At 62.8% G+C, this 25,714-nt stretch carries 35 protein-coding genes; 1 reads left to right on the top strand and 34 read right to left on the bottom strand.

The features are described from left to right. Nucleotides 1-43: 43 nt before the first annotated feature. Nucleotides 44-1,186, bottom strand: coding sequence for a mechanosensitive ion channel family protein (locus tag CR156_RS01345; protein WP_100554052.1), 1,143 nt, complete (start codon nt 1,184-1,186; stop codon nt 44-46). Between the two features lie 613 nt (nt 1,187-1,799). Next, entirely contained in the window at nt 1,800-3,191 is a 1,392-nt protein-coding gene (locus tag CR156_RS01335) for a class II 3-deoxy-7-phosphoheptulonate synthase (RefSeq protein ID WP_100551646.1), read from the bottom strand. A gap of 223 nt (nt 3,192-3,414) precedes the next feature. On the opposite strand from CR156_RS01335, the gene CR156_RS01330 reads away from it, so the two are divergent. Next, nucleotides 3,415-5,541 (top strand): TonB-dependent receptor, encoded by a 2,127-nt coding sequence (locus CR156_RS01330; protein ID WP_100551645.1) that lies wholly within the window; start codon nt 3,415-3,417, stop codon nt 5,539-5,541. A 202-nt stretch (nt 5,542-5,743) separates the two neighbouring features. Here CR156_RS01330 and CR156_RS01325 read toward each other — a convergent pair whose 3' ends face one another. From CR156_RS01325 to rpsL, 32 genes are all read right to left on the bottom strand, one after another. Beyond that, nucleotides 5,744-6,250: a disulfide bond formation protein B gene (locus CR156_RS01325; RefSeq protein WP_089239011.1), complete on the bottom strand. Its 507-nt coding sequence runs from the start codon at nt 6,248-6,250 to the stop codon at nt 5,744-5,746. Between the two features lie 193 nt (nt 6,251-6,443). After that, on the bottom strand, nt 6,444-6,827 hold the full coding sequence (gene rplQ / locus CR156_RS01320; protein WP_089239009.1) for a 50S ribosomal protein L17: 384 nt from the start codon (nt 6,825-6,827) through the stop codon (nt 6,444-6,446). A gap of 197 nt (nt 6,828-7,024) precedes the next feature. Beyond that, a complete protein-coding gene (locus CR156_RS01315) occupies nt 7,025-8,023 on the bottom strand; it encodes a DNA-directed RNA polymerase subunit alpha (protein ID WP_025879320.1) in 999 nt (332 codons plus the stop codon). Between the two features lie 55 nt (nt 8,024-8,078). Continuing rightward, entirely contained in the window at nt 8,079-8,708 is a 630-nt protein-coding gene (rpsD, locus tag CR156_RS01310) for a 30S ribosomal protein S4 (RefSeq protein ID WP_025879319.1), read from the bottom strand. Nucleotides 8,709-8,723: 15 nt separating this feature from the next. Next, the gene (gene rpsK / locus CR156_RS01305) at nt 8,724-9,113 is read right to left on the bottom strand and encodes a 30S ribosomal protein S11 (RefSeq protein ID WP_004145443.1); all 390 of its coding nucleotides are present in this window, start codon (nt 9,111-9,113) and stop codon (nt 8,724-8,726) included. Nucleotides 9,114-9,124: 11 nt separating this feature from the next. Further along, nucleotides 9,125-9,481, bottom strand: coding sequence for a 30S ribosomal protein S13 (rpsM, locus tag CR156_RS01300; protein WP_025879318.1), 357 nt, complete (start codon nt 9,479-9,481; stop codon nt 9,125-9,127). 346 nt (nt 9,482-9,827) lie between these two features. Beyond that, nucleotides 9,828-11,195 carry a preprotein translocase subunit SecY gene (secY, locus tag CR156_RS01295; protein WP_025879317.1) on the bottom strand — a complete coding sequence of 456 codons (1,368 nt, stop codon included), beginning with the start codon at nt 11,193-11,195 and terminating at the stop codon, nt 9,828-9,830. Nucleotides 11,196-11,202: 7 nt separating this feature from the next. Continuing rightward, nucleotides 11,203-11,646 carry a 50S ribosomal protein L15 gene (rplO, locus tag CR156_RS01290; RefSeq protein WP_025879316.1) on the bottom strand — a complete coding sequence of 148 codons (444 nt, stop codon included), beginning with the start codon at nt 11,644-11,646 and terminating at the stop codon, nt 11,203-11,205. 4 nt (nt 11,647-11,650) lie between these two features. Then, a complete protein-coding gene (rpmD, locus tag CR156_RS01285; protein WP_089239005.1) occupies nt 11,651-11,842 on the bottom strand; it encodes a 50S ribosomal protein L30 in 192 nt (63 codons plus the stop codon). After that, nucleotides 11,835-12,377, bottom strand: a complete 543-nt coding sequence (rpsE, locus tag CR156_RS01280) for a 30S ribosomal protein S5 (protein ID WP_025879314.1) — start codon at nt 12,375-12,377, stop codon at nt 11,835-11,837. Before rpsE ends, rpmD begins: the two co-directional genes overlap by 8 nt. Nucleotides 12,378-12,538: 161 nt before the next feature. Then, nucleotides 12,539-12,892 carry a 50S ribosomal protein L18 gene (rplR, locus tag CR156_RS01275; protein WP_025879313.1) on the bottom strand — a complete coding sequence of 118 codons (354 nt, stop codon included), beginning with the start codon at nt 12,890-12,892 and terminating at the stop codon, nt 12,539-12,541. Between the two features lie 86 nt (nt 12,893-12,978). Next, nucleotides 12,979-13,503 carry a 50S ribosomal protein L6 gene (gene rplF, locus CR156_RS01270; protein WP_089239003.1) on the bottom strand — a complete coding sequence of 175 codons (525 nt, stop codon included), beginning with the start codon at nt 13,501-13,503 and terminating at the stop codon, nt 12,979-12,981. Between the two features lie 17 nt (nt 13,504-13,520). Beyond that, nucleotides 13,521-13,919, bottom strand: coding sequence for a 30S ribosomal protein S8 (gene rpsH, locus CR156_RS01265; protein ID WP_025879311.1), 399 nt, complete (start codon nt 13,917-13,919; stop codon nt 13,521-13,523). Nucleotides 13,920-14,151: 232 nt separating this feature from the next. Beyond that, nucleotides 14,152-14,457, bottom strand: a complete 306-nt coding sequence (rpsN, locus tag CR156_RS01260; protein WP_089239001.1) for a 30S ribosomal protein S14 — start codon at nt 14,455-14,457, stop codon at nt 14,152-14,154. Between the two features lie 18 nt (nt 14,458-14,475). Next, entirely contained in the window at nt 14,476-15,018 is a 543-nt protein-coding gene (gene rplE / locus CR156_RS01255) for a 50S ribosomal protein L5 (RefSeq protein WP_025879309.1), read from the bottom strand. Between the two features lie 11 nt (nt 15,019-15,029). After that, a complete protein-coding gene (gene rplX, locus CR156_RS01250; RefSeq protein WP_025879308.1) occupies nt 15,030-15,347 on the bottom strand; it encodes a 50S ribosomal protein L24 in 318 nt (105 codons plus the stop codon). Between the two features lie 16 nt (nt 15,348-15,363). Beyond that, complete coding sequence (gene rplN / locus CR156_RS01245; RefSeq protein ID WP_025879307.1) at nt 15,364-15,732, bottom strand: 50S ribosomal protein L14; 369 nt, start codon at nt 15,730-15,732, stop codon at nt 15,364-15,366. Nucleotides 15,733-15,744: 12 nt separating this feature from the next. After that, complete coding sequence (rpsQ, locus tag CR156_RS01240; RefSeq protein WP_004145355.1) at nt 15,745-16,014, bottom strand: 30S ribosomal protein S17; 270 nt, start codon at nt 16,012-16,014, stop codon at nt 15,745-15,747. Nucleotides 16,015-16,025: 11 nt separating this feature from the next. Beyond that, complete coding sequence (gene rpmC / locus CR156_RS01235) at nt 16,026-16,211, bottom strand: 50S ribosomal protein L29 (RefSeq protein ID WP_025879306.1); 186 nt, start codon at nt 16,209-16,211, stop codon at nt 16,026-16,028. Further along, on the bottom strand, nt 16,211-16,624 hold the full coding sequence (rplP, locus tag CR156_RS01230) for a 50S ribosomal protein L16 (RefSeq protein ID WP_025879305.1): 414 nt from the start codon (nt 16,622-16,624) through the stop codon (nt 16,211-16,213). The genes rpmC and rplP overlap by 1 nt, the downstream gene beginning before the upstream one ends. A 5-nt stretch (nt 16,625-16,629) precedes the next feature. After that, nucleotides 16,630-17,364, bottom strand: coding sequence for a 30S ribosomal protein S3 (gene rpsC, locus CR156_RS01225; protein WP_004145350.1), 735 nt, complete (start codon nt 17,362-17,364; stop codon nt 16,630-16,632). An 18-nt stretch (nt 17,365-17,382) separates the two neighbouring features. Then, a complete protein-coding gene (rplV, locus tag CR156_RS01220) occupies nt 17,383-17,718 on the bottom strand; it encodes a 50S ribosomal protein L22 (protein ID WP_004145348.1) in 336 nt (111 codons plus the stop codon). Nucleotides 17,719-17,730: 12 nt separating this feature from the next. After that, nucleotides 17,731-18,000, bottom strand: coding sequence for a 30S ribosomal protein S19 (rpsS, locus tag CR156_RS01215; RefSeq protein ID WP_004145340.1), 270 nt, complete (start codon nt 17,998-18,000; stop codon nt 17,731-17,733). Between the two features lie 6 nt (nt 18,001-18,006). Then, the gene (gene rplB, locus CR156_RS01210) at nt 18,007-18,834 is read right to left on the bottom strand and encodes a 50S ribosomal protein L2 (RefSeq protein WP_099819139.1); all 828 of its coding nucleotides are present in this window, start codon (nt 18,832-18,834) and stop codon (nt 18,007-18,009) included. 10 nt (nt 18,835-18,844) lie between these two features. Beyond that, on the bottom strand, nt 18,845-19,144 hold the full coding sequence (rplW, locus tag CR156_RS01205) for a 50S ribosomal protein L23 (RefSeq protein ID WP_025879303.1): 300 nt from the start codon (nt 19,142-19,144) through the stop codon (nt 18,845-18,847). Beyond that, nucleotides 19,141-19,746 carry a 50S ribosomal protein L4 gene (rplD, locus tag CR156_RS01200; RefSeq protein WP_025879302.1) on the bottom strand — a complete coding sequence of 202 codons (606 nt, stop codon included), beginning with the start codon at nt 19,744-19,746 and terminating at the stop codon, nt 19,141-19,143. Before rplD ends, rplW begins: the two co-directional genes overlap by 4 nt. A 12-nt stretch (nt 19,747-19,758) precedes the next feature. Further along, the gene (rplC, locus tag CR156_RS01195) at nt 19,759-20,409 is read right to left on the bottom strand and encodes a 50S ribosomal protein L3 (protein WP_049470484.1); all 651 of its coding nucleotides are present in this window, start codon (nt 20,407-20,409) and stop codon (nt 19,759-19,761) included. A gap of 11 nt (nt 20,410-20,420) precedes the next feature. Continuing rightward, nucleotides 20,421-20,732 (bottom strand): 30S ribosomal protein S10, encoded by a 312-nt coding sequence (gene rpsJ / locus CR156_RS01190; RefSeq protein WP_010341589.1) that lies wholly within the window; start codon nt 20,730-20,732, stop codon nt 20,421-20,423. A 333-nt stretch (nt 20,733-21,065) separates the two neighbouring features. Next, nucleotides 21,066-22,256 carry an elongation factor Tu gene (gene tuf / locus CR156_RS01185; RefSeq protein ID WP_089238985.1) on the bottom strand — a complete coding sequence of 397 codons (1,191 nt, stop codon included), beginning with the start codon at nt 22,254-22,256 and terminating at the stop codon, nt 21,066-21,068. A 51-nt stretch (nt 22,257-22,307) separates the two neighbouring features. Next, a complete protein-coding gene (fusA, locus tag CR156_RS01180) occupies nt 22,308-24,449 on the bottom strand; it encodes an elongation factor G (RefSeq protein ID WP_100551644.1) in 2,142 nt (713 codons plus the stop codon). A 138-nt stretch (nt 24,450-24,587) separates the two neighbouring features. After that, nucleotides 24,588-25,055: a 30S ribosomal protein S7 gene (gene rpsG, locus CR156_RS01175; RefSeq protein ID WP_089238997.1), complete on the bottom strand. Its 468-nt coding sequence runs from the start codon at nt 25,053-25,055 to the stop codon at nt 24,588-24,590. Nucleotides 25,056-25,067: 12 nt separating this feature from the next. Continuing rightward, nucleotides 25,068-25,442 carry a 30S ribosomal protein S12 gene (gene rpsL / locus CR156_RS01170; protein WP_025879344.1) on the bottom strand — a complete coding sequence of 125 codons (375 nt, stop codon included), beginning with the start codon at nt 25,440-25,442 and terminating at the stop codon, nt 25,068-25,070. Between the last annotated feature and the right edge of the window lie 272 nt (nt 25,443-25,714).

Raw genomic sequence — 25,714 nt, 5'->3', positions numbered from 1 at the left:
CGGCTTCACCGGAAAATCGAAAGCAGCCGAGCATGGCTCGGCTCTACAGAGGCTGGCCCGGCTCCACCGGCGCGATCGCCGCCTCACCGTCCTCCGCACCCGGCGAGCGCACATCCGCGCTGCCTGCACGCCGCATCCGCGGCATATCCAGCTCATCGTCCCGCTGCAGGCGCGCGCGCACCTGCGGCAGCGATTGCGGATGCTCGCGCGCGAGGAAATCCAGCATGCGCTCGCGCACCAGGCAGCGCAGGTCGAACGCATCACCGGAACTGCGCGCACTGACCAGCAGCCGTACCTGGATCGCGCGCTCGCTGGTTTCGGTCACCTGGGTCACGCACACCCGTCCATCCCACAGCGGCTGGCCCTGGCAGATGCGTTCCAGCTCGGCACGTATCGCCGCGATCGGCGCACGGTAGTCCAGCCACAGGAAAGCCGTTCCCAGCAGGTCGGCACTGCGTCGCGTCCAGTTCTGGAACGGATGCTCGATGAACCATGTCAGCGGCACCACCATCCGCCGCTCATCCCAGATGCGCACCACCACATAGCTGCTGCCGATTTCCTCGACGCGCCCCCATTCGCCTTCGACGATCACCACGTCGTCGAGCCGGATCGGCTGTGTCACCGCGATCTGCAGGCCGGCGATCAGATTGCCGAACACCGGTTTGGCAGCGATACCCGCCACCAGGCCGATCAGGCCGGCCGACGCCAGCAGTGCGGTGCCGATCTTCTGCACCATCGGAAAGGTCAACAGCACCAGCGAAGCACCGAGCACGATGATGCCGCCCATCAGCACGCGGCTGAGCACCCGCGTCTGGGTCTGGATGCGGCGCGCTTCGAGGTTGTCCGAGACATCAATCGGATGACTGCGCAGGATCGCCCGCTCACCCGCAGCAACGCCGCGCACCAGCAGCCAGATGAAGCAGGCAGTCAGAGCGATGTGCAGCACGCGCAGCAGCTGATCGAGCGTGTGTTCCGGCAGCGGTGTGGATTGCAACGCGGGAATCAGCAGCAGCAACGGCCATGCCGTGGCCATCGGCAGCCCGAGCACACGACCGATGCGCGCGCGGCGACGATCACGTCCTTTCAGCCGATGGTAGATCCACAGGATCAACCACGCGCCGATGCCACCCACCAACACTGCCAATCCCAACGGCCATGCATAGGCCTGTGCGCTTTCCCAGTGCACCGTTGCCACCTCCACTCGAACACCAAGCGGACAGCCTCGCGCATAGCGCATGAGCGTCACGTCAGTCGTTCGTAAGGAGGGTGTTGGTCGGCAGGGCTTGCAGCCCTGCACCTGCTGCAAGCTGGAGCAACAACAGCCGAAGCAGAAGCGGATTTCCTGCGGGATGGCGGGGTGGGTCCGGTTGCGGGAGACGCCGTAAACCCATCCCTGGGGGCTTGGCCGCGGCATCCATGCCGCGGACACTCCCGCAACCGGACCCACCCCGCCTTCGACAGATTTCCGCGATCTGCCGGCATTTCTGTAGAGCCGAGCAATGCTCGGCTCAATTCGTTCCGATATCGAAATATTCGATTTCGATGGAGTCATCCACGCATGGCGTGGATCTACTTGTGTCCACCAAGGTCGACACCTACCAACAGCCGTGGAGATCTGTCGAAGGTGGGGCGGTGTCGGATTGCGGGGTGTCCGCGGCATGGATGCCGCGGCCAAGCCTACAAGGACGTACTTGCGGCGTCCCCGCAATCCGACACCGCCCCGCCAACACGCCGAATGCCCGCATTTGACGTTGACGTTGCCTCTGCGGGTGCAGGGCGCAGCCCTGCCGAAACACCTTTTACCGCACCTGCTCCTGCTTGCGCACGATCGCCATCGCAATCTCCAGCGACTGCTCGTAGTTCAATCGCGGATCGACGGTCGAACGATACGCACGCTCCAGGTCACGCTCGGTCAACTCGCGCGCACCGCCGGTGCATTCGGTCACATCCTCACCGGTCAGTTCCAGATGCACGCCCCCCAGGCGGGTGCCTGCGGCCGCGTGCAGGTCGAACGACATCTCGACCTCACCACGTACATTGTCGAAGCGCCGCGTCTTGAAGCCATTGGCGGTGCTTTCGGTGTTGCCGTGCATCGCATCGCACACCCACAGCACGCGACGACCATCGCGCTTGACCGCATCCAGCAACGGCGGCAGCTTCTGCGCGATCTGCGTCGCACCCATGCGGTGGATGAAGCTCAGGCGGCCCGGCTCGTCATCCGGATTGAGCACATCGATCAGGCGCAGCAACTGGTCCGGCGTCACCGACGGGCCCACCTTGATCGCGATCGGATTGCGCACGCCACGCAGGTACTCCACGTGTGCGCCATCCAGCGCGGCGGTACGCATGCCGATCCACGGATAGTGCGTGCTCAGGTTCAACCAGCCCTGCTGGCGCGGCACCTGCCGGGTCAGCGCCTGCTCGTAGGGCAACAGCAGCGCTTCATGCGAGGTGTAGAAATCGATGCGGTTGAGGTTGTGCACGCGCGCCCCGGCCAGGGTCTCCATGAAGTGCACGGCATCGCCAATCGAGGCGACCATCTTCTGGTAGTCGGCGGCCAACGGCGAATGGCTTACCCATTCCAGGTTCCAGTATTCGGGATGGTGCAGGTCGGCAAAGCCGCCATCGATCAGCGCCCGCACGAAGTTCATCGTCATTGCCGAATGCGCGTGGGCCTGCAGCATCCGCTTCGGATCGGGCAGCCGCGCCGCCTCAGTGAACGCCGGCGCATTGATGACATCGCCACGGTAGCTGGGCAGGGTCACACCATCGCGGGTCTCGGTATCGGCCGAGCGCGGCTTGGCGTACTGCCCGGCAAAACGGCCGACGCGGATCACCGGCTGACGCAGGCCGTGCACCAGCACCAGGCTCATCTGCAGCAGCACCTTCAACCGGTTGGAAATCGTGCCCGATTCGCAGTCGCTGAAATTCTCCGCGCAGTCGCCACCCTGCAGCAGGAAACGCTTGCCTTCCTGGGCGTCGGCAAGCTGCTGCTTCAGCGCCAGGATCTCCCATGAGGTCACCAGCGGCGGCAGCCGCTTCAACTCGTGCAGGGCGGCATCCAGTGCCACCGGATCGGGATAGGTCGGCATCTGCAGCGCGGTCTTGCCCCGCCAGCTCTCCGGTGACCAGGCAGCGCCAGCGGCGATGGCGGCAGGATCGGGGACGGGCGGAACGGCGGACAGGCTCATCACGGACATCCGGGGGTGGGGGGCGGTCATGGTCGCAGAGCCAGCCGCTGACGCAAAGGGCCAGGCACCGCCACGACTGCCTGAACGGCGTGGAAAGGGGCCGCGTGATCGGCCAGAAACGGCATGGTCGCCACCGCCGGACAGGCGCATGATCGGCACGCAGTTGTTACGGAGTAACACTCCCTCATGGACCGGCCCCTTCCCCCTTCCCTGCCCATTTCCCATGAAGCCCTCCCTGCTCACCACCGCCATCACCTTCGCCCTGATCCTGGCCAGCCAACCCGTGCTTGCCGCCGACACTGATTCCAGCGCGGCCGCGGTCAAGAACCTCGACGTGGTCACCGTCAGTGCCCAGCTCGACCAAGCCCGCAACGCCCTGTCCCCGGACATCGGCAGCAGCCAGTACCAGATCACCGCCGAGGACATCCAGAAGCAGCCCCTGGGCGCCTCCGCCCCGCTCAGCCAGGTGCTGCTGCAGGCCCCGGGCGTGGTCCAGGACTCCTACGGCGGCGTGCACGTGCGCGGCGACCACGCCAACCTGCAGTACCGCATCAACGGCGTACTTCTGCCCGAATCGATCTCCGGCTTCGGCCAGACCCTGGATGCCCGCACCATCAAGAGCATCCGCCTGATGGATGGCGCCCTGCCGGCCCAGTTCGGTGAACGCACCGCCGCGGTGGTCGATATCACGACCCGCAGTGGCGCCGAACTGGGCAACGGCGGCAGCGCCGGCATCACCGCCGGCTCGTTCGGCAAGGTCAACCCGAATGCCTCCTGGTGGGGCAACCAGGGCCGCTGGAGCTGGTTCCTGACCGGCAACTACGATCAGAACGAAGTCGGGCTGGAGAACCCCACCAACTCACGCAAGCCGCTGCATGACGATACCCACCAAGGGAAGGCCTTTGCCGACCTGACCTATCTGGTCAACGACAACACCCGCCTGAGCGTGTTCGCCGGCTTCGCCAACAACCGCTTCCAGATTCCGGTCAACCCGGGGCAGACCCCGCAGTTCGGTTACCTGGACACCACCACCTTCGATTCCAGCCAGCTGGACGAAACCCAGCGCGAAACCACCCGCTTCGGCATGCTGGTGCTGCAGGGCACGCTGGGCCAGACCGCGTACCAGCTCTCGGCCGGCCAGCGCTACAGCGATGTGGCCTTCAACCCGGACGTCGTCGGCGACCTGGTGTTCAGTGGCGTCGCCTCGCAGGTCCAGCGCAACAACCGTGCCGACACGCTACAGGCCGATTTCTCCACGCCGCTGGGCGACAACCACACCCTGCGCTATGGCCTGTATGGCAACTACGAACACGCCGCCGCCAACAACAGCAGCTGGGTCTTCCCGGTCGATGCCGATGGCCGGCAGACAAGCACCACGCCGCAGCTGATCCCGGACCGCAATGCCTTCCACGCCAGCACCGCGGCACTGTACGTGCAGGATGAGTGGCGGATAGGCGATGACTGGACGGTCAACTACGGCCTGCGCGGCGACCGCTTCAAGGCGTTCGGCCACACCGAGGGCCAGCTCAGCCCGCGCCTGGGCGTGGTCTGGAATGCCAGCGACAGCACCACGGTGCATGCCGGCTACTCGCGCTACTTCACCCCGCCCGCCAGCGAACTGGTTGCCGGCAGCGATCTGGCCCTGTTCGACGGCACCAGCAACCAGCAACCCGCCGGTGGCAGCAACACGCCGTTGTCCGAGCGCAGTGACTACTACGACATCGGCGTGTCACAGCAGGTCGGCGAGCACCTCACCCTCGGCCTGGATGCCTACGACCGCCGCGTCTCGCGCCTGCAGGACGAAGGCCAGTTCGGCGCCGCCTACATCTATTCCACCTTCAACTATCGGCGCGGCCACATCCACGGCCTGGAGTTCAGCGCCGACTACAGCAACGGGCCGATCAGTGCGTACTTCAACGCCGCCTACAACAAGGCGATGGGCACCCAGGTCATCACCAGCCAGTACAACCTCGATCCGGATGCATTGGCCTACGTGCAGCAGAACTGGATCCATCTGGACCACGACCAGAAGCTGACCTCTTCCGGCGGCGTCAGCTACGCGTTCGCTGGCCATAACCGGGTGGGCGCGAACTACGTGTACGGCAGCGGCCTGCGTTCGGACATCGAGGGCGTGCCCAATGGCGGCGAGCTGCCGTCGTACCTGCAGGTCAATCTCAGCGCCGCGCATGACTTCAACGCCGACAGCGGCCATCCGCTGCATGTGCAGCTGGCCGTGCTCAACACGCTGGACCGCAGCTACCAGCTGCGCGATGGCGGCGGCATCGGCGTGTTCGCGCCGCAATGGGGGCCGCGTCGCGGCGCCTATCTGAGCCTGCAGCAGGATTTCTGAGGTAGTGCCGGCCGCTGGCCGGCATTGCAGGGGACTGCACCGCCCTCAGGGTTGCTACCGGAACCCAGTAGAGCCACGCCATGCGTGGCTGCCGATATGCAGTAGAGCCACGCCATGCGTGGCTGCCGATATGCAGTAGAGCCACGCCATGCGTGGCTGCCGATATGCAGTAGAGCCACGCCATGCGTGGCTCCAGGCTGGATCAGCGCTTGACCTTGCGCAGCGACACAACCAGCGCCCACAGCGCCAGCAGCACGAACCACACGCCCGACCACATCGGCATGGTCAGACCGAGGAAGGTCCAGTCGATGTTGCCGCAGTTGCCGGTGCCGGTCAGCACGGTACGGAACACTTCCAGCGGCCCCATGGTTTCGCGCAGGAAGGCCAGCGGCGGGCCACAGGTTGCACCCATCTCCGGCGGCAGCATCTGCACGTAGACGTGGCGTGCGGCGATGCCCACGCCCACGGCAGCAGCGATGAACGCGAGGATGCCGTAGGTCGCCCGCCCCGGACGGTTGGACGGACCATGCAGGGCGCCGATCAGGAACAGCAGGCCCAAGGCGACGAACGCCAGGCGCTGGAAGATGCACAGCGGACACGGCTCCAGGCCCATCTTCAACTGCAGGAAGATGGCGTAGCCCAGCAGGCCCGCGCAGATCAGGAAGCCCAGCAGGAACTGGGCGCGGAAAGGCCAGCGCAGAGGATTCATCGGCAACGCTCGTGTAGTACGGACCGCAAGCGTAACCGAGACTGCGCGCCGTTCGAACCGCCACAACGTCGCGCCCGTCGGAACGGTGCGGGGTCGGATCCCTTTGCGGATGCAAAGGGCTCTGACCCCGCAGAAACGGAAAAACCCGGCACGAGGCCGGGTTCTTCACCGAATGACGGGTGTCGCGCGTCGATTATTCTTCGACGGCTTCAGCCACGACCGGACGGTCAACCAGTTCGACGTAGGCCATCGGCGCGTTGTCGCCAGCGCGGAAGCCGCACTTCAGCAGGCGCAGGTAGCCGCCCGGACGGGTCGCGTAGCGCGGGCCCAGGATGGTGAACAGGTTGCCGACGGCTTCGTTGTCGCGCAGGCGGGCGAAGGCCAGACGACGGTTGGCGACGGAGTCGACCTTGGCCAGGGTGATCAGCGGCTCGGCGACGCGGCGCAGTTCCTTGGCCTTCGGCAGGGTGGTCTTGATCAGCTCGTGCTTGAACAGCGAGGCGGCCATGTTCTTGAACATCGCTTCGCGGTGGGCGCTGGTACGGCTGAACTTACGGCCGGATTTCTGATGACGCATGATGATATTCCTTGGTTAATGATGTGGCTTTGCGGATCGTTGTCGCCTTCCTGGCGCTGCTGCTCGGACTGCGGTTGGTCCTGGCCATCCGTCCTGGACGACCTGCCCGCGAACCTTCGTTCGTCGTGGCGGTATTGCCTTGGTGCAATGGCCCCGTCGTTGCCGACGGGGCCATGCAGTCTTGCAGAAAGGCTGTATCAGCCCAGCATGCCGTGGCTGGCGACGCCGGCCGGCGGCCAGTTCTCCAGCTTCATGCCGAGCGACAGGCCACGCTGGGCCAGCACTTCCTTGATCTCGGTGAGCGACTTCTTACCCAGGTTCGGGGTCTTCAGCAGCTCGACTTCGGTCTTCTGGATCAGATCGCCGATGTAGTAGATGCTCTCGGCCTTCAGGCAGTTGGCCGAACGCACGGTCAGCTCCAGATCGTCGATCGGGCGCAGCAGCACCGGATCCACGCCGTTGTTGGCCGGCTTCGCTGCACCGCGGTCGCGGTGGGTGAAGTCACCGAACACCGACAGCTGATCGCTGAGGATGTCGGCAGCGGTACGCACTGCTTCTTCGGCGTCGATGGTGCCGTTGGTCTCGATATCGATGACCAGCTTGTCCAGGTCGGTGCGCTGTTCGACACGAGCCGCTTCCACGGCATAGGCGACACGGCGGACCGGCGAGAACGAGGCATCCAGGACCAGACGGCCGATGGCACGGGTTTCTTCGTCCGGACGACGACGCGCAGCAGCCGGCTGATAGCCGAAACCACGCTCGATCTTCAGACGCATGTTCACTGCCGTGTCCTTGGTCAGGTGGCAGATCACGTGGTCGCCGTTCAAGATCTCCACATTGTGGTCGACCTTGATGTCGGCAGCGGTGACAACGCCCGGACCCTGCTTGGACAGGGACAGAGTCGCGTTGTCGCCAGAGTGCATACGGATGGCCACGTCCTTCAGGTTCAGCAGGACTTCCAGCACGTCCTCCTGCAGACCTTCGACCGTGGTGTACTCGTGCAACACGCCGTCGATTTCGACTTCCGTGATGGCGAAGCCCGGGATGGACGACAGCAGCACGCGACGCAGGGCATTACCCAGCGTATGCCCGTAACCCCGCTCCAAAGGTTCGATAACGACCTTTGCACGGGTGTCGGTAATGCGTTCGATCTGCGGACCGCGAGGACGCAGAACCTGGTTGGCGGTAACCGTCATGTTGCGGGTTCTCCTAGTGAACCCCCGGCCGTCGCCGGGGGCTCTCCAATGTGAATTACTTCGAATACAGCTCGACGATCAGCGCTTCGTTGATGTCTGCAGGCAGATCCGAACGATCCGGAACAGCCTTGAAGATGCCGGAGAACTTGCCGGAATCCACTTCAACCCACGACGGGCTCAGGTCATGCTGGGCGGCGACGGTCAGGGCTTCCTGGACGCGCAGCTGCTTGGCAGCCTTCTCAGACAGGGCGATGGCGTCGCCAGCCTTGACCTGGTACGAGGCCAGGTTGACCGACTTGCCATTCACGGTGACGCCGCGGTGCGACACCAGCTGACGGGCAGCCGGACGGGTCACGGCGAAGCCCATGCGGTAGACAACGTTGTCCAGGCGGGTTTCCAGCAGCTGCAGGAGGTTCTCGCCGGTGTTGCCCTTCTTGGTCGAGGCCTTCTTGTAGTAGTTGCGGAACTGACGCTCCAGCAGACCGTAGATACGCTTGACCTTCTGCTTTTCACGCAGCTGGGTAGCGTAGTCGGACAGCTTGCCCTTACGGGCAGTGGCGCCATGCTGGCCGGGCTTCTGCTCCAACTTGCACTTGGAGTCCAGCGCACGCGCCGGGCTCTTCAGGGACAGGTCGGCGCCTTCGCGACGGGCGAGCTTACAGGTAGGACCGATATAACGAGCCATTTCTTATCGCTCCCTTTAGACGCGACGCTTCTTCGGCGGACGGCACCCGTTGTGCGGGATAGGCGTCACGTCGATGATGTTGGTGATCTTGTAGCCGACGTTGTTCAACGAACGCACGGCCGACTCACGGCCCGGACCCGGACCCTTGATGCGGACTTCCAGCGACTTCACGCCGTAGTCCAGCGCAGCACGACCGGCCTTTTCGGCAGCCACCTGGGCTGCGAACGGGGTCGACTTGCGCGAACCGCGGAAGCCAGCGCCACCGGAGGTCGCCCACGACAGAGCGTTGCCCTGACGGTCGGTGATGGTCACGATGGTGTTGTTGAACGAAGCGTGGACGTGGGCAACGCCGTCGGTGACGACGCGCTTGATCTTCTTCTTGGTCTTAGCAGCAGGCTTAGCCATTTATATGTCCCTTACTTCCTGATCGCCTTGCGCGGGCCCTTGCGGGTGCGGGCGTTGGTACGGGTGCGCTGGCCACGCAGCGGCAGACCGCGACGGTGACGCAGGCCGCGGTAGCAGCCCAGGTCCATCAGGCGCTTGATCGCGATACCGATTTCACGGCGCAGATCGCCTTCCACGATGTACTTGCCGACTTCGGCGCGCAGGCGCTCGATTTCCGGCTCCGACAGATCGCGGATCTTGGTGGTCGAAGTGACGCCTGCGACTTCGCAGACCTTCTTCGAACGGGTACGGCCGATGCCGTAAATGCTTTGCAACCCGACCCAGACATGCTTCTGGGCTGGCAGGTTGACGCCTGCAATACGCGCCATGACGCGGTTCTCCAGCTGAGTGATGGCCGACAGCGCGCTCAAGGCACGCCGATCCGGCAGGATGGATCAAAAAAGTGAACCAGTGATACTAACAAGGTTCCGGTTTACTTGGAAGCCCGTGAAACCAGAGGTTTCATGAACCCGGCCCGGGGAGTGTGCCCAGGCTCCGGCGCCGGATGGGGTTGGACCTGGAGTTGCCTCCCGGGCCGCCCGCGCTACTCCAGCGCGGGACCACCTCATCACACCCCCACCCGGAACCGCTGCGGGGGCCGCCCTTCGTTTGTGTGGCCAGAGTCCGCGAAGCGGAGGACCATCACGTCAGGAAGACGAAAGTATAACAGGCTAATCAGCCGCGAGCAAAACCACCGCGGTTGCCGCCCTTCAGGTTGGCCTTTTTCAGCAGGCTCTCGTACTGATGGGACATCAGGTGCGCCTGCACCTGGGCGATGAAGTCCATCACCACCACCACCACGATCAGCAGCGAAGTACCGCCGAAGTAGAACGAGGCATTCAACTGCGTGCGCATCAGTTCCGGCAGCAGGCAGACGATCACCAGGTAGGCCGAACCGGCAGCAGTCAGTCGGGTCAGCACGCCATCGATGTAGTCGGCGGTGGCCTTGCCCGGACGGATGCCCGGAATCAGCGCGCCCGACTTCTTCAGGTTGTCGGCGGTTTCCTGCGAGTTGAACACCAGCGCGGTATAGAAGAACGCGAAACCGGTGATCAGCGCAGCGAACACGATCATGTGCAGCGGCTCGCCCGGACCCAGGGCATTGGCGACCTTCTGCAGGGTCTGGCCAAAGGTGCTCTGGTTGGCAGCCTGGCCGGACCACATGGCGAGGGTCGCCGGGAAGGCCAGCAGGCTCGAAGCGAAGATCGCCGGGATGACGCCAGCCATGTTCAGCTTCAGCGGCAGGAACGAGGTCTGGTTCATGTACGCGTTGCGACCGCCCTGGCGGCGCGCGTAGTTCACCGTGATCCGGCGCTGGCCGCGTTCGACGAACACCACGAAGAAGGTGAAGGCGAGCACGACGATGGCGATCAGCAGCAGCTGGATGAACTGGATGTTGCCGTCGCGGTAGGCGTCGAAGGTGTGGATGACCGCACCCGGCAGGCCCGCCACGATACCGGCGAAGATGATCAGCGAGACGCCGTTGCCGATGCCGCGCTCGGTCACCTGCTCACCAACCCACATCAGGAACATGGTGCCGGCGGTCAGTGCGACCACGGCAGTGAGCACGAAGCCCATGCCCGGCATGTACACGACCGGTGCGCCGGTCGGCGACACCTGGCCCTGCAGCGCCAGCGCGATCGAACCGCCCTGCACCACTGCGAGCAGCACGGCGCCGATACGCGAATACTGGGTGATCTTGCGGCGGCCGGACTCACCTTCCTTCTGCATCGCCTTCAAGGCGGGGAAGATGTGCACAGCCAGCTGCATCACGATCGATGCCGAGATGTACGGCATCACGTTCAGCGCGAAAATGCTGAAACGGTGCAGGGCGCCGCCCGAGAACATGTTGAACATGTCCACGATGCCGCCGCCCTGCTGTTGCATCATGGCAAGCATGGCATCGGGATTGACGCCCGGCACCGGCACGTAGCAGCCGATGCGATAGACGATCAAAGCCCCGACGACGAACAGCAAACGTTGGCGAAGTTCAGTGAACTTGCCCATTCCGCCCGCGAGGTTACCGATGCCAGCTTGCGCCATGATTCTCTTACTCCGTTACGCTGCCGCCGGCAGCTTCGATCGCAGCCTTGGCACCAGCCGTGGCAGCAACACCCTTCAGGGTGAACGCCTTGGTCACTTCGCCCTTGACGACGACCTTGGCCTTCTTGGCAGTGCTCGGAACCAGCTTGGCAGCACGCAGGACAGCGAAGTCGATCTCGCCGGCCGGCAGCTTGTCCAGCTGGTACAGCAGCACTTCAGCGGTGTCCTTGGCGATCGGCGAACGGAAGCCGATCTTCGGCAGACGACGCTGCATGGGGGTCTGGCCGCCTTCGAAGCCAGCCTTGATCTTGCCGCCACCCTTACGGGCGAACGAACCCTTGTGGCCGCGGCCGCAGGTCTTGCCCAGGCCGGAACCGATACCGCGACCGACGCGGGTACGTTCCTTGCGGGCGCCCGGTGCCGGGCTCAATTCATTCAGATGCATGGTCATTGGATTATTCCTCAACCTTGACGAGGTAGTGGACCTTGTTGATCAGGCCGCGAACCTGCGGGCTGTCCTTCAGTTCACGCACATCGTTCAGCTTGCCCAGACCCAGCGCACGCACCGACAGGCGATGACGCGCCTGGGCACCACGCAGGCCGCGAACCAGACGGACCTTGACGGTCTTGGTGGTTTCATTAGCCATGGTTGAGATCCTCCACCTTCTTGCCGCGCTTGGCCGCGATACGAGCCGGCGACTGCGCTGCAGTCAGGCCCTTCACGGTGGCACGCACCAGGTTGATCGGGTTGCGCGAACCGGTGGCCTTGGCCAGCACGTTCTTCACGCCCACTGCTTCCAGCACGGCGCGCATGGCACCACCGGCAATGACGCCGGTACCTTCGGAAGCCGGCTGCATGAACACGCGCGCTGCGCCGTGACCATCCTTGATGGTGTGCCACAGGGTGCCGTTGTTCAGATCGACGGTGACCTGGTTCTTGCGAGCCTGCTCCATCGACTTCTGGATGGCGACCGGCACTTCGCGGGCCTTGCCATAACCGAAACCGACCTTGCCTTCGCCGTCGCCGACAACAGTCAGGGCGGTGAAGGTGAACTGACGGCCACCCTTGACGGTCTTGCTGACGCGGTTGACCGCGACCAGCTTTTCGATCATGCCGTCGTCGACTTTCTCTTCGCGGTTACGGTCGCGATCGCGACCCCGCTGCTGACGTTCTTCTGCCATGTTTATTCCTTGGTTGTTGGGTTATGTACGGCTCGAGGCCGCTTATGGTTGTGGAGTGGTGCGTTGTTGCGGTGGGCCGCTGCAGAAGAGCGGCGCCGCCCAGCCTCACTCAGGCTGGCGAGCAGGCGGGCATGGGGACCGAAGTCCCCTGCCCTGATCCCTTAGAACTGCAGGCCGGCTTCGCGGGCAGCGTCAGCCAGGGCCTTGATGCGGCCGTGGTAACGGTAACCCGAACGATCGAAGGCAACCTTCTCGACGCCGGCGGCCTTGGCGCGCTCAGCGACGATGCGGCCAACCTTGGCGGCGGCATCGGCGTTCTTGCCGTTCTTCAGGCCTTCCTTGATGTCGGCCTGGGTGGTGTTGGCAGCAGCCAGCACCTTCGAGCCGTCAGCGGTGAAGACCTGTGCGTACAGGTGCTGGCCGGTGCGCAGCACCGACAGGCGGGCAACACCGAGCACACGGATGTGGGCACGGGTCGACTTGGCGCGACGCAGGCGGGCGATGTTCTTGTTCATGATGTTTTTTCCTTGAAAGCTGAAGGTTGGGCTTTTCCCTGGAAAGTCCGCACATGGATGTGCGGGCTCTTGCGAGGGACTCGCGCTTACGCCTTCTTGGCTTCCTTACGGATGATGACTTCGTCGGAGTACTTCACGCCCTTGCCCTTGTACGGTTCCGGCTTGCGGAACGCACGGATCTTGGCGGCAGCTTCACCGACGGCCTGCTTGTCAGCGCCCTGCACCAGGATTTCAGTCTGGGTCGGGGTGGTGATGGTGATGCCTTCCGGCGCCACGAACACGATCGGGTGCGAGTAGCCCAGCGACAGGCTGAGGTCCTTGCCCTGCATCGCAGCACGGTAACCCACGCCGACCAGCTCAAGCTTGCGCTCGAAGCCTTCGGAAACACCCTTGACCATGTTGGACAGGATGGCGCGGACGGTACCGGTCAGCGGGATCAGGTCCACGTTGTCGGTGCTCAGGGTGGCAACGCCGTTTTCGACATTGATGTTGATACCAGCCGGCTTGGCCAGCGACAGGGTGCCCTTCGGGCCCTTGGCGATGACGTTGTCGTTCTGGACGTTCAGTTCAACCTTACCCAGGTCGATCGGCTTCTTGGCTACACGGGACATGGTCTACTCCTTTCGCCTTAGGCCACGAAGCACAGGACTTCGCCGCCGACGCCCAACTGGCGCGCCTGCGCATCAGTCATGATGCCCTTGGAAGTGGAAATGATGGAAATGCCCAGGCCGTTCATGACCTTCGGCAGTTCGCTCTTGCCGCGGTACTGGCGCAGGCCCGAACGCGAGAAGCGCTTCAGGGTCGCGATGACCGGCTTGCCTTCGAAATACTTCAGCACGATTTCCAGCTCGGACTTGTTGTTCTCGAGCGCGGTCACGCGCAGGTCGGCGATGTAACCCTCGTCCTTCAGGACCTGGGCGATCGCAACCTTGATCTTGGACGACGGGGCTTTCACCGTCTGCTTGCCAACCGCTGCCGCATTCTTGATGCGGACCAGCAGGTCGGCGATGGGATCAGTCATGCTCATATGAGTACCTTTGAGTGCACCGATATCCGCTTTCGCGAAAATCTGTTGTCTCCTGGAAACGGGCCAGGCCCCCTCCCCCTACGCGTTGCGCAGAGCAAGACGCGGGAGTATACGCCAAAAGAGCCCGACTTGCGTCGGGCTCTTCGGTTTTTTGCAGAGGGAAAGCTGAACACTCCCCCTCCCCGGCTGCGAGGGCTCCCGAAGGCGCCCTCGCTGGCAGGACCGGCTGGAATTACCAGCTGGCCTTGCGCAGGCCCGGAACGTCGCCACGCATGGTGGCTTCGCGCAGCTTGTTGCGACCCAGGCCGAACTTGCTGTACACGCCACGCGGGCGGCCAGACAGTTCGCAACGGTTGCGGTGGCGGCTCGGCGACGAATCGCGCGGCAGCTTCGACAACTTGGTGGAGGCCTCGATCTTCTCTTCGTAGCTCGCGTCCGGGGAGGACACGATCTTCTTCAGAGCAGCACGCTTGACAGCGAACTTTTCAGCCAGCTTCTTCCGCTTGATGTCGCGGTTGACCATGGAGGTCTTTGCCATTTCGGTTTCCTCGACGAATCAGTTACGGAACGGGAACTTGAACGCTGCCAGCAGCGCCTTCGCTTCCGCGTCGGTCTTCGCAGTGGTGGTGATGGCGATATCCATACCGCGGATCGCGTCGACAGCGTCGAAGTCGATTTCCGGGAAGATGATCTGTTCCTTCACACCCATGTTGAAGTTGCCGCGACCGTCGAAGGAACGACCGGAAACACCACGGAAGTCGCGCACGCGCGGCAGCGAGATGTTGATCAGGCGGTCCAGGAACTCGTACATCTTGTGGCGACGCAGCGTGGTCTTGCAGCCGATCGGCCAACCATCACGGATCTTGAACGATGCCACCGAGATACGCGACTTGGTGACGATCGGCTTCTGGCCCGAGATCTTGGTCATGTCGCCAACGGCGTTTTCCAGGATCTTCTTGTTGGTGGCCGCTTCGCCGACACCCATGTTCAGGGTGACTTTGACCAGCTTCGGCACCTGCATGGAATTGGTGTAACCGAACTGCTTCATCAGCGCCGGAACCACTTCTTCCTTGTAAAACTTTTCGAGACGGGAAGTCATCTTCTCATTCCTCAGGCGTCGAGCGCCTCACCGCTGGAGCGGAACACACGCAGTTTGCGTCCATCCTCCAGCACCTTGAAGCCAACGCGCTCGCCCTTGCCCGAAGCCGGGTTCAGCACATTCACGTTGGAGATATGGATCGACGCTTCACGCTCGACCACGCCGCCGGCAACACCTGCCTGCGGGTTCGGCTTGGTGTGGCGCTTGACGATGTTCACGTTGGCAACGACCAGACGGTCGCCATCGACGCGGACGACTTCGCCCTGCTTACCCTTGTCCTTGCCAGCGTTGACGACAACCTGGTCGCCCTTCTTGATACGGTTAGCCATGATTATCTCCTGTCGCTCACAGCACTTCGGGAGCGAGCGAGACGATCTTCATGAACTTCTCCGAACGAAGTTCACGAGTCACCGGCCCGAAGATACGGGTCCCGATCGGCTCCTGCTTGTTGTTAAGCAGAACGGCAGCGTTGCCGTCGAAGCGGATCAGCGAGCCGTCGGCGCGACGCACACCCTTGCGGGTACGCACCACGACAGCGTCATACACTTCACCCTTCTTGACCTTGCCGCGCGGAATCGCATCCTTCACGGTGACCTTGATGATGTCGCCGATGCCGGCGTAACGGCGCTTGGAACCACCCAGCACCTTGAAGCACATCACTCGCTTGGCACCAGAATTGTCGGCGACGTCAAGGTAGCTCTGCATCTGGATCATGATTCAGACTCCTTATTCAGCCGCACGCGTGATGACTTCCACCACGCGCCAGTTCTTGGTCTTGGACATCGGAGCAATCTCGGTCACGCGGACGACATCGCCTTCCTTGCAGGCGTTGTCGGCATCGTGGGCGTGCAGTTTCGTCGAGCGCTTGATGTACTTGCCGTACAGTGCGTGCTTGACCTGACGCTCGACCAGGACGGTAACCGTCTTGTCCATCTTGTTGCTGACGACACGGCCTTCGACCGTGCGCAGCGCTTTGTTTTCAGTATTGTCGCTCATAGCGGCCATCCTTACTTCGTGCTGCCGAGCAGGGTCTTGACGCGAGCAATTTCGCGACGCACCCGGCGGATGTCGTGTGTCTTCGGCAGCTGGCCGGTGACCTGCTGCATACGGACAGAGAACTGTTCCTTACGCAGGTCGATCAGGTGGGCCTTGAGGTCGTCAGCCGACTTTTCACGGAGAGTTTTGATATCCATCAGCGCACCGTCCGGGTCACGAAAGTGGTGGTGACCGAGAGCTTGGCAGCGGCCAGGCGGAACGCCTCGCGTGCCACTTCCTCGGTAACACCCTCGATTTCATAGATCATGCGGCCGGGCTGGATCTGGGCCACCCAGTATTCCACGTTGCCCTTACCCGAACCCATTCGAACTTCGATGGGCTTCTTGGTGATGGGCTTGTCGGGGAACACTCGGATCCACATCTTGCCGCCGCGCTTCACGTAGCGGCTGATCGAGCGGCGAGCCGCTTCGATCTGACGCGCGGTCAGCTGACCGTGGGCGGTTGCCTTCAGGCCGTACTCGCCAAAGCTGACAGCGTTTGCGCTCCAGCTGAGGCCTTCGTTACGGCCCTTGTGCACCTTGCGGTACTTGGTTCGCTTGGGTTGCAACATTGTCGTTACCTCGCTTCACGAGCCGGGCGCTGACGGTCACCGCGGTCGCCGCGATCATGACGATCGTTGCGCGACGGGGTGTCGTCCTGCTTTTCCTGGCCAACCTGGGAGAAATCGAAGACCTCGCCCTTGTAGATCCAGACCTTGATGCCGATGATGCCGTAGGTCGTCTTGGCTTCAGCGAAGCCATAGTCGATGTCGGCACGCAGCGTGTGCAGCGGCACGCGGCCTTCGCGGTACCACTCCGAACGGGCGATTTCTGCACCGTTGAGGCGGCCACCGACGTTGACCTTGATGCCCAGGGCACCCAGGCGCATCGCGTTGCCGACCGAGCGCTTCATTGCACGGCGGAACATGATGCGACGCTCCAGCTGCTGCGCGATCGATTCGGCAACCAGCTGTGCGTCCAGCTCGGGCTTGCGCACTTCGGTGACGTTGATGTGCGCCGGGACGCCCATCATCTCGCTCACTTCCTTGCGCAGCTTCTCGATGTCCTCACCGCGCTTGCCGATCACCACGCCCGGACGGGCGGTGTGGATCGTCACGCGAGCGGTCTTTGCCGGACGCTCGATCAGGATCTTGCTGATGCCGGCCTGAGCCAGCTTCTTGCGCAGCATTTCGCGCACTTTCAGGTCGGCTGCCAGGTAACCAGCGAACTCGGCCTTGTTGGCGTACCACTTGGAGTTCCAGTCCTTGGAAATGCCGAGGCGGATACCAATCGGATGAACTTTATGACCCATGGTCTTTTCCTTATCCGCTTACTTGGCGGCGCCAACAACCACAGTGATGTGGCTGGTGCGCTTGAGGATGCGGGTACCGCGGCCTTTCGCCCGCGCCATGAAACGCTTCAGGGTCGGACCTTCATCTACCATGATGGTCTGAACCTTCAGCTCGTCGACGTCGGCGCCCTGGTTGTTCTCGGCATTTGCAATAGCCGACTCCACCACCTTCTTGATCAGGTGGGCAGCCTTCTTGTCCGAGAACTTCAGCAGGTTGACGGCACGCTCGGCCGGCAGACCGCGCACCTGGTCAGCGACCAGACGTGCCTTCTGCGGGGAGATGCGCGCGGTGCGCAGGATGGCTTTCGCTTCCATTGTCATCTCTCCTTACTTGCCCGACTTCTTGTCACCACCGTGACCCTTGAAGGTCCGGGTGATGGCAAATTCGCCGAGCTTGTGGCCGACCATGTTCTCGTTGACGAGAACCGGGATGTGGTTCTTGCCGTTATGCACGGCAATGGTGACGCCTACCATGTCAGGCAGGATCATCGAACGACGCGACCAGGTCTTGATCGGACGCTTGCTACCCGCAGCGGCAGCCACCTTAGCAACCAGGTGGTGATCGACAAACGGGCCCTTCTTGAGTGAACGTGCCATGGTCGATTAGCCCCTACGATCGCGGACGATGAACTGCTGAGTGCGCTTGTTATGGCGCGTCTTGTAACCCTTGGTCGGAACACCCCACGGGGTGACCGGATGCGGGTTACCCTGGCCGGCCTTCGCCTCACCACCACCGTGCGGGTGGTCAACCGGGTTCATGGCAGCACCACGAACGGTCGGGCGGACGCCGCGCCAGCGCTTGGCACCGGCCTTGCCCAGCTTTTCCAGGCTGTGCTCGTCGTTGCCGACTTCGCCGATGGTTGCGCAGCACTCAACCGGAACCTTGCGCATTTCACCCGAGCGCAGGCGCAGGGTGGCGTAGATGCCTTCACGAGCAACCAGCTGCACGGCAGCACCTGCAGCGCGGGCGATCTGAGCGCCCTTGCCCGGCTTCAGCTCGATGCAGTGGATGGTGGTACCGACCGGGATGTTGCGCAGCGGCAGGGTGTTGCCCGCCTTGATCGGAGCATCCGAACCAGCGATCACCTGATCACCAGCCTTCAGACCCTTCGGGGCGATGATGTAGCGGCGCTCGCCGTCGACGTAGCACAGCAGAGCGATGTGGGCGGTGCGGTTCGGATCGTATTCGATGCGTTCCACGCGCGCCGGGATGCCCAGCTTGTTGCGCTTGAAGTCAATCAGGCGGTAGTGCTGCTTGTGGCCACCACCGACGTGACGCACGGTGATGCGGCCGTGGTGGTTGCGACCACCCGAACGGCTCTGCGACTCGACCAGCGGGGCATGCGGAGCGCCCTTGTACAGGTCGGGAGTAACCACGCGCACGGCCGAACGGCGGCCGGGAGAAGTGGGCTTGAATTTCATCAATGGCATGGGATGTACCTCAGGCCTTGGCCGTTACATCGATCGACTGGCCGTCGGCCAGGCGAACGTACGCCTTGCGCCAATCGCCGCGGCGGCCAGCACGGTTACGGAAGGACTTGTTCTTGCCCTTGACGTTGACCACGTTGACTGCTTCGACCTTGACGTCGAACAGCTGCTCAACCGCGGCCTTTACATCGGCCTTGGTGGCTTCGTTCGAAATTTCGAAGACGTACTGATTGGAGAGTTCCTGCAGGCGCGCGGTCTTTTCGGAGACACGCGGGGCGAGCAGCACGCTGAAGATTTTTTCGTTGCTGTTCATGCCAGCCACTCCTCGACCTTCTTGACCGCGTCAGCGGTGATGACGACCGTGTCGGCACCGACCAGCGACACCGGATCCAGGCCCTGGACGTCACGCACTTCCACGTAGGGAATGTTGCGCGCCGACAGGTACAGGTGCTCGGAGGCTTCTTCAGTGACGATCAGCGGGCGCTTGCCCACTTCCAGGCCGGCCAGCTTGGCGATCAGAGCCTTCGTGTTGGTCGCTTCGACATCGAAGGACTCCACGATGGTCAGACGGCCCTGACGGTTCAGCTCGGACAGGATCGCGCACATGGCGGCACGGTACTGCTTACGATTGACCTTCTGCTCGAAGCTGCGCGGCTTTGCCGCGAAGGTGACACCGCCGCCGACGAAGATCGGAGCCGTCAGTGCGCCATGACGCGCGCCGCCGCCCTTCTGCTTCTTCGACTTCTTGGTGGTACCTGCCACTTCGGAGCGAGTCTTCTGCGCCTTGGTGCCGGCGCGACCGGCGTTGCGGTAAGCAACGACAACCTGGTGAACCAGATCTTCGCTGAAATCGCGACCGAACACGGCGTCGGAGACCGAGACCTTGTTATTGCTACCCGTGATAACGAGTTCCATCGTCATCTCTCCTTATGCCTTGCTCGCCGGACGGACGATCACGTCGCCACCCGCCGCGCCCGGAACGGCGCCGCGAACCGCGATCAGACCGCGTTCGACGTCGACCTTGACAACTTCCAGGTTCTGGGTGCTCTGCTGCACCGAGCCCATGTGACCGGACATCTTCTTGCCCGGGAACACGCGGCCGGGCGTCTGGCGCTGACCCAGCGAACCCGGCGCGCGATGCGACAGCGAGTTGCCGTGGGTAGCGTCACCCATGCGGAAGTTGTAGCGCTTGATGGTGCCCTGGAAGCCCTTACCCTTGGTGACACCCTGGACGTCGACGATCTGGCCGACTTCAAAGATGTCCGCCTTGACTTCGCCACCAACGGCGAAATCGCCGAGCTGGGCGTCTTCAACGCGGAATTCCCACAGGCCACGACCCGCTTCCACCTTCGCCTTGGCGAAGTGGCCGGCTTCCGGCTTGTTGACCAGGGCAGCGCGACGCGCGCCGACGGTCACCTGCACGGCGCTGTAGCCGTCAGCTTCGACGGTCTTGATCTGCGCGATGCGGTTGGGGGTTGCTTCGATCAGGGTCACCGGGATGGAACGGCCATCTTCGGTGAACACGCGGCTCATGCCAGCCTTGCGGCCCACGAAGCCCAACGAATATTTCTTCGTCATGGTCGTAGTCCTCAGGTCAGCTTGATCTGAACGTCGACGCCGGCAGCCAGTTCGAGCTTCATCAGCGCGTCCACGGTCTTGTCATTCGGGTCAACGATATCGAGCACGCGCTTGTGCGTGCGGGTCTCGTACTGGTCACGCGCGTCCTTGTCGACGTGCGGGGAGACGAGGATGGTGTAACGCTCGATCTTGGTCGGCAGCGGGATCGGGCCACGCACTTGCGCGCCGGTCCGCTTCGCCGTCTCAACGATCTCGCTGGCCGAACGGTCGATCAGACGATGATCGAACGCTTTCAGCCGGATCCGGATCTTTTGGTCCGCCATGGCGGTAGGTTCCTTCGATAAAAGAGCGACAGACAAAGCCTCTGGGTTGCTTTGCCCCATGAAATCCCTGAATACAGACGGCCCGCATTCCCGCAGGCCGACAAGGTCAATCCGTAGACCCCAAAAGCATAGGCAGACCCGTGAAACCGGCCTGCCCAGACGGAGAAGCATAATGGCACGCAAGGCAGCTGTCAACAGTCTCCTGTTGACGCCGCCTGAATGGCATTGACCCTTCCTGGTCCGGGGAACACAAGGCACATCCTGTGCCTACTTTCCCGTTTGATACGCCCCGATGCCCTACCCAGGCAACATCGGGGCGCAGAGTCTAACAGATTACTCGAGGATGGTGGCAACCACGCCAGCACCGACGGTACGGCCACCTTCGCGGATCGCGAAGCGCAGGCCGGCGTCCATGGCGACCGGGTTGATCAGGGTGACAACCATCTTGATGTTGTCGCCCGGCATCACCATCTCGACGCCTTCCGGCAGCTCGACCGCACCGGTGATGTCGGTGGTACGGAAGTAGAACTGCGGACGGTAGCCCTTGAAGAACGGGGTGTGACGGCCGCCTTCGTCCTTCGACAGCACGTAGACTTCGGCGTCGAACTTGGTGTGCGGCTTGATCGAACCCGGCTTGGCCAGAACCTGGCCACGCTCGACGTCGTCACGCTTGGTGCCGCGCAGCAGCAGACCGGCGTTGTCGCCTGCCTGACCCTGGTCCAGCAGCTTGCGGAACATTTCCACGCCGGTCACGGTGGTCTTCTGCACCGGACGGATGCCGACGATTTCGATTTCTTCGCCGACCTTGATCACGCCGCGCTCGATACGACCGGTGACCACGGTGCCACGGCCCGAGATCGAGAACACGTCTTCGACCGGCATCAGGAATGCCTTGTCGACGTCACGCTCCGGGGTCGGGATCCAGGTGTCCAGCGCCTCGACCAGCTTGATGACGGCCGGCACGCCGATGTCGCTCTGGTCGCCTTCCAGCGCCAGGCGGGCCGAACCCGAGATGATCGGGGTGTCGTCGCCCGGGAAGTCGTACTTGCTCAGCAGCTCGCGGACTTCCATTTCAACCAGTTCCAGCAGCTCGGCATCGTCAACCATGTCGGCCTTGTTCAGGAACACGACGATGTACGGCACGCCGACCTGACGCGACAGCAGGATGTGCTCGCGGGTCTGCGGCATCGGGCCGTCAGCGGCCGAGCACACCAGGATCGCGCCGTCCATCTGGGCAGCACCGGTGATCATGTTCTTGACGTAGTCAGCATGGCCCGGGCAATCGACGTGGGCGTAGTGACGAACGGTGGATTCGTATTCGACGTGCGCGGTCGAGATCGTGATGCCACGTGCCTTTTCTTCCGGCGCGGCGTCGATCGCGGAGTAATCCTTGAACTCGCCACCGAAGCGCTCGGCACCGATCTTGGTCAGTGCGGCGGTCAGCGTGGTCTTGCCGTGATCGACGTGACCGATGGTGCCGACGTTGACGTGCGGCTTGGTGCGCTCGAACTTACCCTTTGCCATTTCTTTCTACCTTTTAGTTCGTAAGTGGTTTGGAGGACCTGAGCGTTACGCTCAGGCCTTCTTCATGACTTCGTCGGCGATGTTGTTCGGCGCCGGCTCGTAGTGGTCAAATTCCATCGTGAAGGTGGCGCGGCCCTGGGTCTGCGAACGCAGCGAGGTCGCGTAGCCAAACATTTCGCCCAGCGGGATCATCGCGTTGATGATGCTGGCCGAACCGTCACCGGTGGTATCAGAACCCTGCAGAACGCCGCGACGACGGCTGACGTCGCCCATCACGTCACCCTGGTAATCCTCCGGGGTCACGATCTCGACCTTCATGATCGGCTCCAGCAGGACCGGCTTGGCCTTGCGGAAGCCTTCCTTGAAGGCCATCGAGGAAGCGAGCTTGAACGCCATTTCCGAGGAGTCGACGTCGTGGTACGAGCCGAACACCAGCTTCACCTTGACGTCCACGACCGGGAAGCCAGCCAGCGGACCGCTGGTGATGGTTTCGCGCAGGCCCTTTTCGATCGACGGGATGAATTCCTTCGGAATCACGCCACCGGTGATGTCGTTGATGAACAGGAAGTCGTCCTTGATGCCCGGGGCGATCTTCGGATCTGCACGATCGGCATCGGTGATCGGCGACAGCTCGATCACGACGTGACCGTACTGACCCTTACCACCGGACTGCTTGGCGTGCTTGTAGTCCGACTTCACGTCCGACAGGGTGATCGTTTCGCGGTACGCCACCTGCGGCTTGCCGACGTTGGCTTCAACGTTGAACTCGCGCTTCATGCGGTCAACGATGATGTCCAGGTGCAGCTCGCCCATGCCCGAGATGATGGTCTGGCCGGATTCTTCGTCGGTCTTGACGCGGAACGACGGATCTTCCTGCGCCAGACGACCCAGTGCCAGACCCATCTTTTCCTGGTCGGACTTGGTCTTCGGCTCGACGGCCATCGAGATGACCGGCTCCGGGAACACCATGCGCTCGAGGATGATCGGCTGATCCATGGAGCACAGGGTGTCACCCGTGGTGGTGTCCTTCAGGCCCACGGCAGCGGCGATGTCGCCGGCCAGAACTTCCTTGATTTCTTCGCGGTTGTTGGAGTGCATCTGCAGGATACGGCCGATGCGCTCCTTCTTGCCCTTCACCGAGTTCAGCAGCTGGTCGCCTGCATTCAACGTGCCCGAGTAGACACGGAAGAAGGTCAGCGCGCCGACGAACGGATCGGTGATGATCTTGAAGGCCAGGGCCGAGAAGGGAGCCTTGTCGTCAGACTTGCGGCTCATTTCCTTGGTTTCATCGTCAACGTCGGTACCGGTCACGTCCGGCACGTCGATCGGCGACGGCAGCAGCTGGATCACGCCGTCCAGCATGGCCTGCACGCCCTTGTTCTTGAACGCCGAGCCGCAGTACATCGGCACGATGTCGGTGGCCAGGGTGCGCACGCGCAGGGCTTCGATGATCTCGGCCTCGGTCAGCTCATCGCCGCCCAGGTACTTGTCCATCAGCTCTTCGCTGGCTTCGGCAGCCGCTTCGATCATGAAGGTACGGGCTTCGGTCGCTTCAGCCAGCAGGTCGGCCGGCACATCGCTGTACTCGAACTTCATGCCCTGCGAGGCTTCATCCCAATGGATGGCCTTCATCTTCAGCAGATCGACGACGCCCTTGAAGCCTTCCTCAGCGCCGATCGGCAGCTGCATCGGAACGGCCTTGGCGCCCAGCTTCGCCTTCAGCTGGCCGACAACCTTGGTGAAGTTGGCGCCGGTGCGGTCCATCTTGTTGACGAACGCGATGCGCGGCACCTTGTAACGGTTGGCCTGGCGCCACACGGTTTCCGACTGCGGCTGCACGCCACCGACGGCACACAGCACGAAGACGGCACCGTCGAGCACGCGCAGCGAGCGCTCCACTTCGATGGTGAAGTCGACGTGCCCGGGGGTGTCGATGATGTTGAAGCGGTGCTCCGGCAGGGACTTGTCCATGCCCTTCCAGAACGCGGTGGTCGCAGCGGACTGGATCGTGATGCCACGCTCCTGCTCCTGCTCCATCCAGTCCATGGTGGCGGCGCCGTCATGCACTTCACCGATCTTGTGGCTCTTGCCGGTGTAGAACAGGATGCGCTCGGACGTGGTGGTCTTGCCGGCATCGATGTGAGCCATGATGCCGAAATTGCGGTAACGCTCGATGGGAGTGGAACGGGCCACGGGGAGCCTCTCAGATTTCTTGGATTTCGGATGGCCGAACGCCGCCTTTCGGCGGCCTTCGGATTGGCGCAGCCCTTCTGGGGCCGCGAGGCAGCACCGAAATGGTGCTGCCCTGCCTGTTTTACAAGGCCGTCAAACTCACCAGCGGTAGTGGGCGAATGCCTTGTTGGCTTCGGCCATGCGGTGGGTTTCTTCGCGCTTCTTGATGGCGCCGCCACGGTTTTCCGCAGCGTCGATCAGTTCAGCGGCCAGCTTCTTCGGCATGGTGTTCTCACCACGCTTGCGCGCGGAGTCGATCAGCCAACGCATGGCCAGGGCCATCTTGCGCGAGGCGCGCACTTCGACCGGCACCTGATAGGTGGCACCACCGACACGGCGGGACTTGACTTCGACCGACGGAGCCACGTTTTCCAGAGCCTTCTGAACCAGCTCGACGGAATTCGGGTTCTTCTCACCGATCACGTCCATGGCGCCATAGACGATCTTTTCAGCGACCGACTTCTTGCCGCTCAGCATCACCATGTTGATGAAACGGGCGATGGTTTCGCTTCCGTGCTTCGGATCCGGCAGGACTGCGCGCTGCGGCGTATTACCTTTACGAGACATGTGTGCTTTCCCTTAGCTCTTCGGACGCTTGGCGCCGTACTTGGAACGGCCCTGGCGACGCTTGGCAACGCCGGAGGCGTCGAGCGAACCACGAACGGTGTGGTAACGCACACCCGGCAGATCCTTGACGCGACCGCCACGGATCAGGACCACGGAGTGTTCCTGCAGGTTGTGACCTTCACCGCCGATGTAGGAAATCACTTCTTCCTGGTTGGTCAGGCGAACCTTGGCAACCTTGCGAAGCGCCGAGTTCGGCTTCTTCGGAGTAGTGGTGTAAACGCGCGTGCAGACGCCACGGCGCTGGGGGCACTTTTCGAGAGCCGGCGAGGCGCTCTTATAAGTGGTTGCCTGCCGCGGCTTGCGGACAAGCTGATTGATCGTCGCCATCAGTATGTTCTTCTGAGAGAGGCCGAAAAAAACCGGCCATGAATGCGGATATGTGCGAGCAGGCGAAAAACCGGCCTGCTGAGACAGACGATTGTAGCAACCTGGCGAAAACGCGGTCAAATGCGCACACGCCAAGCCAGCCCTGATCCTGGGCCGTTACAGGGGAGCCTTCTCCATGCCCCCCGTTCAGGTTGTCGTCCGACCCATCGCTGGGCCGGGCGGCATCCTACCTCATCGAAGGCGAACAGACCAGCGGCCTGTGCCCTCGAGTG

The sequence above is a fragment of the Stenotrophomonas lactitubi genome (assembly GCF_002803515.1).
GTDB classification, from domain to species: Bacteria; Pseudomonadota; Gammaproteobacteria; order Xanthomonadales; family Xanthomonadaceae; genus Stenotrophomonas; species Stenotrophomonas lactitubi.
The sequence above is the reverse complement of the archived record's forward strand: the minus strand, read 5'-3'. Positions and strand labels throughout refer to the sequence as shown.

Coding starts and splice junctions, on each gene's coding strand:
- CR156_RS01335 (WP_100551646.1), bottom strand. CDS start 3,191: ATGAGCCTGTCCGCCGTTCCGCCCGTCCCCGATCCTGCCGCCATCGCC.
- CR156_RS01330 (WP_100551645.1), top strand. CDS start 3,415: ATGAAGCCCTCCCTGCTCACCACCGCCATCACCTTCGCCCTGATCCTG.
- CR156_RS01325 (WP_089239011.1), bottom strand. CDS start 6,250: ATGAATCCTCTGCGCTGGCCTTTCCGCGCCCAGTTCCTGCTGGGCTTC.
- rplQ (WP_089239009.1), bottom strand. CDS start 6,827: ATGCGTCATCAGAAATCCGGCCGTAAGTTCAGCCGTACCAGCGCCCAC.
- CR156_RS01315 (WP_025879320.1), bottom strand. CDS start 8,023: ATGACGGTTACCGCCAACCAGGTTCTGCGTCCTCGCGGTCCGCAGATC.
- rpsD (WP_025879319.1), bottom strand. CDS start 8,708: ATGGCTCGTTATATCGGTCCTACCTGTAAGCTCGCCCGTCGCGAAGGC.
- rpsK (WP_004145443.1), bottom strand. CDS start 9,113: ATGGCTAAGCCTGCTGCTAAGACCAAGAAGAAGATCAAGCGCGTCGTC.
- rpsM (WP_025879318.1), bottom strand. CDS start 9,481: ATGGCGCGTATTGCAGGCGTCAACCTGCCAGCCCAGAAGCATGTCTGG.
- secY (WP_025879317.1), bottom strand. CDS start 11,195: ATGGCGCAAGCTGGCATCGGTAACCTCGCGGGCGGAATGGGCAAGTTC.
- rplO (WP_025879316.1), bottom strand. CDS start 11,646: ATGACCATGCATCTGAATGAATTGAGCCCGGCACCGGGCGCCCGCAAG.
- rpmD (WP_089239005.1), bottom strand. CDS start 11,842: ATGGCTAATGAAACCACCAAGACCGTCAAGGTCCGTCTGGTTCGCGGC.
- rpsE (WP_025879314.1), bottom strand. CDS start 12,377: ATGGCAGAAGAACGTCAGCAGCGGGGTCGCGATCGCGACCGTAACCGC.
- rplR (WP_025879313.1), bottom strand. CDS start 12,892: ATGAACAAGAACATCGCCCGCCTGCGTCGCGCCAAGTCGACCCGTGCC.
- rplF (WP_089239003.1), bottom strand. CDS start 13,503: ATGTCCCGTGTAGCCAAGAAGCCGATCGACCTGGGTAAGGTTGAACTG.
- rpsH (WP_025879311.1), bottom strand. CDS start 13,919: ATGAGCATGACTGATCCCATCGCCGACCTGCTGGTCCGCATCAAGAAT.
- rpsN (WP_089239001.1), bottom strand. CDS start 14,457: ATGGCAAAGACCTCCATGGTCAACCGCGACATCAAGCGGAAGAAGCTG.
- rplE (WP_025879309.1), bottom strand. CDS start 15,018: ATGACTTCCCGTCTCGAAAAGTTTTACAAGGAAGAAGTGGTTCCGGCG.
- rplX (WP_025879308.1), bottom strand. CDS start 15,347: ATGGCTAACCGTATCAAGAAGGGCGACCAGGTTGTCGTCAACGCTGGC.
- rplN (WP_025879307.1), bottom strand. CDS start 15,732: ATGATCCAGATGCAGAGCTACCTTGACGTCGCCGACAATTCTGGTGCC.
- rpsQ (WP_004145355.1), bottom strand. CDS start 16,014: ATGAGCGACAATACTGAAAACAAAGCGCTGCGCACGGTCGAAGGCCGT.
- rpmC (WP_025879306.1), bottom strand. CDS start 16,211: ATGGATATCAAAACTCTCCGTGAAAAGTCGGCTGACGACCTCAAGGCC.
- rplP (WP_025879305.1), bottom strand. CDS start 16,624: ATGTTGCAACCCAAGCGAACCAAGTACCGCAAGGTGCACAAGGGCCGT.
- rpsC (WP_004145350.1), bottom strand. CDS start 17,364: ATGGGTCATAAAGTTCATCCGATTGGTATCCGCCTCGGCATTTCCAAG.
- rplV (WP_004145348.1), bottom strand. CDS start 17,718: ATGGAAGCGAAAGCCATCCTGCGCACCGCGCGCATCTCCCCGCAGAAG.
- rpsS (WP_004145340.1), bottom strand. CDS start 18,000: ATGGCACGTTCACTCAAGAAGGGCCCGTTTGTCGATCACCACCTGGTT.
- rplB (WP_099819139.1), bottom strand. CDS start 18,834: ATGCCATTGATGAAATTCAAGCCCACTTCTCCCGGCCGCCGTTCGGCC.
- rplW (WP_025879303.1), bottom strand. CDS start 19,144: ATGAACAGCAACGAAAAAATCTTCAGCGTGCTGCTCGCCCCGCGTGTC.
- rplD (WP_025879302.1), bottom strand. CDS start 19,746: ATGGAACTCGTTATCACGGGTAGCAATAACAAGGTCTCGGTCTCCGAC.
- rplC (WP_049470484.1), bottom strand. CDS start 20,409: ATGACGAAGAAATATTCGTTGGGCTTCGTGGGCCGCAAGGCTGGCATG.
- rpsJ (WP_010341589.1), bottom strand. CDS start 20,732: ATGGCGGACCAAAAGATCCGGATCCGGCTGAAAGCGTTCGATCATCGT.
- tuf (WP_089238985.1), bottom strand. CDS start 22,256: ATGGCAAAGGGTAAGTTCGAGCGCACCAAGCCGCACGTCAACGTCGGC.
- rpsG (WP_089238997.1), bottom strand. CDS start 25,055: ATGTCTCGTAAAGGTAATACGCCGCAGCGCGCAGTCCTGCCGGATCCG.
- rpsL (WP_025879344.1), bottom strand. CDS start 25,442: ATGGCGACGATCAATCAGCTTGTCCGCAAGCCGCGGCAGGCAACCACT.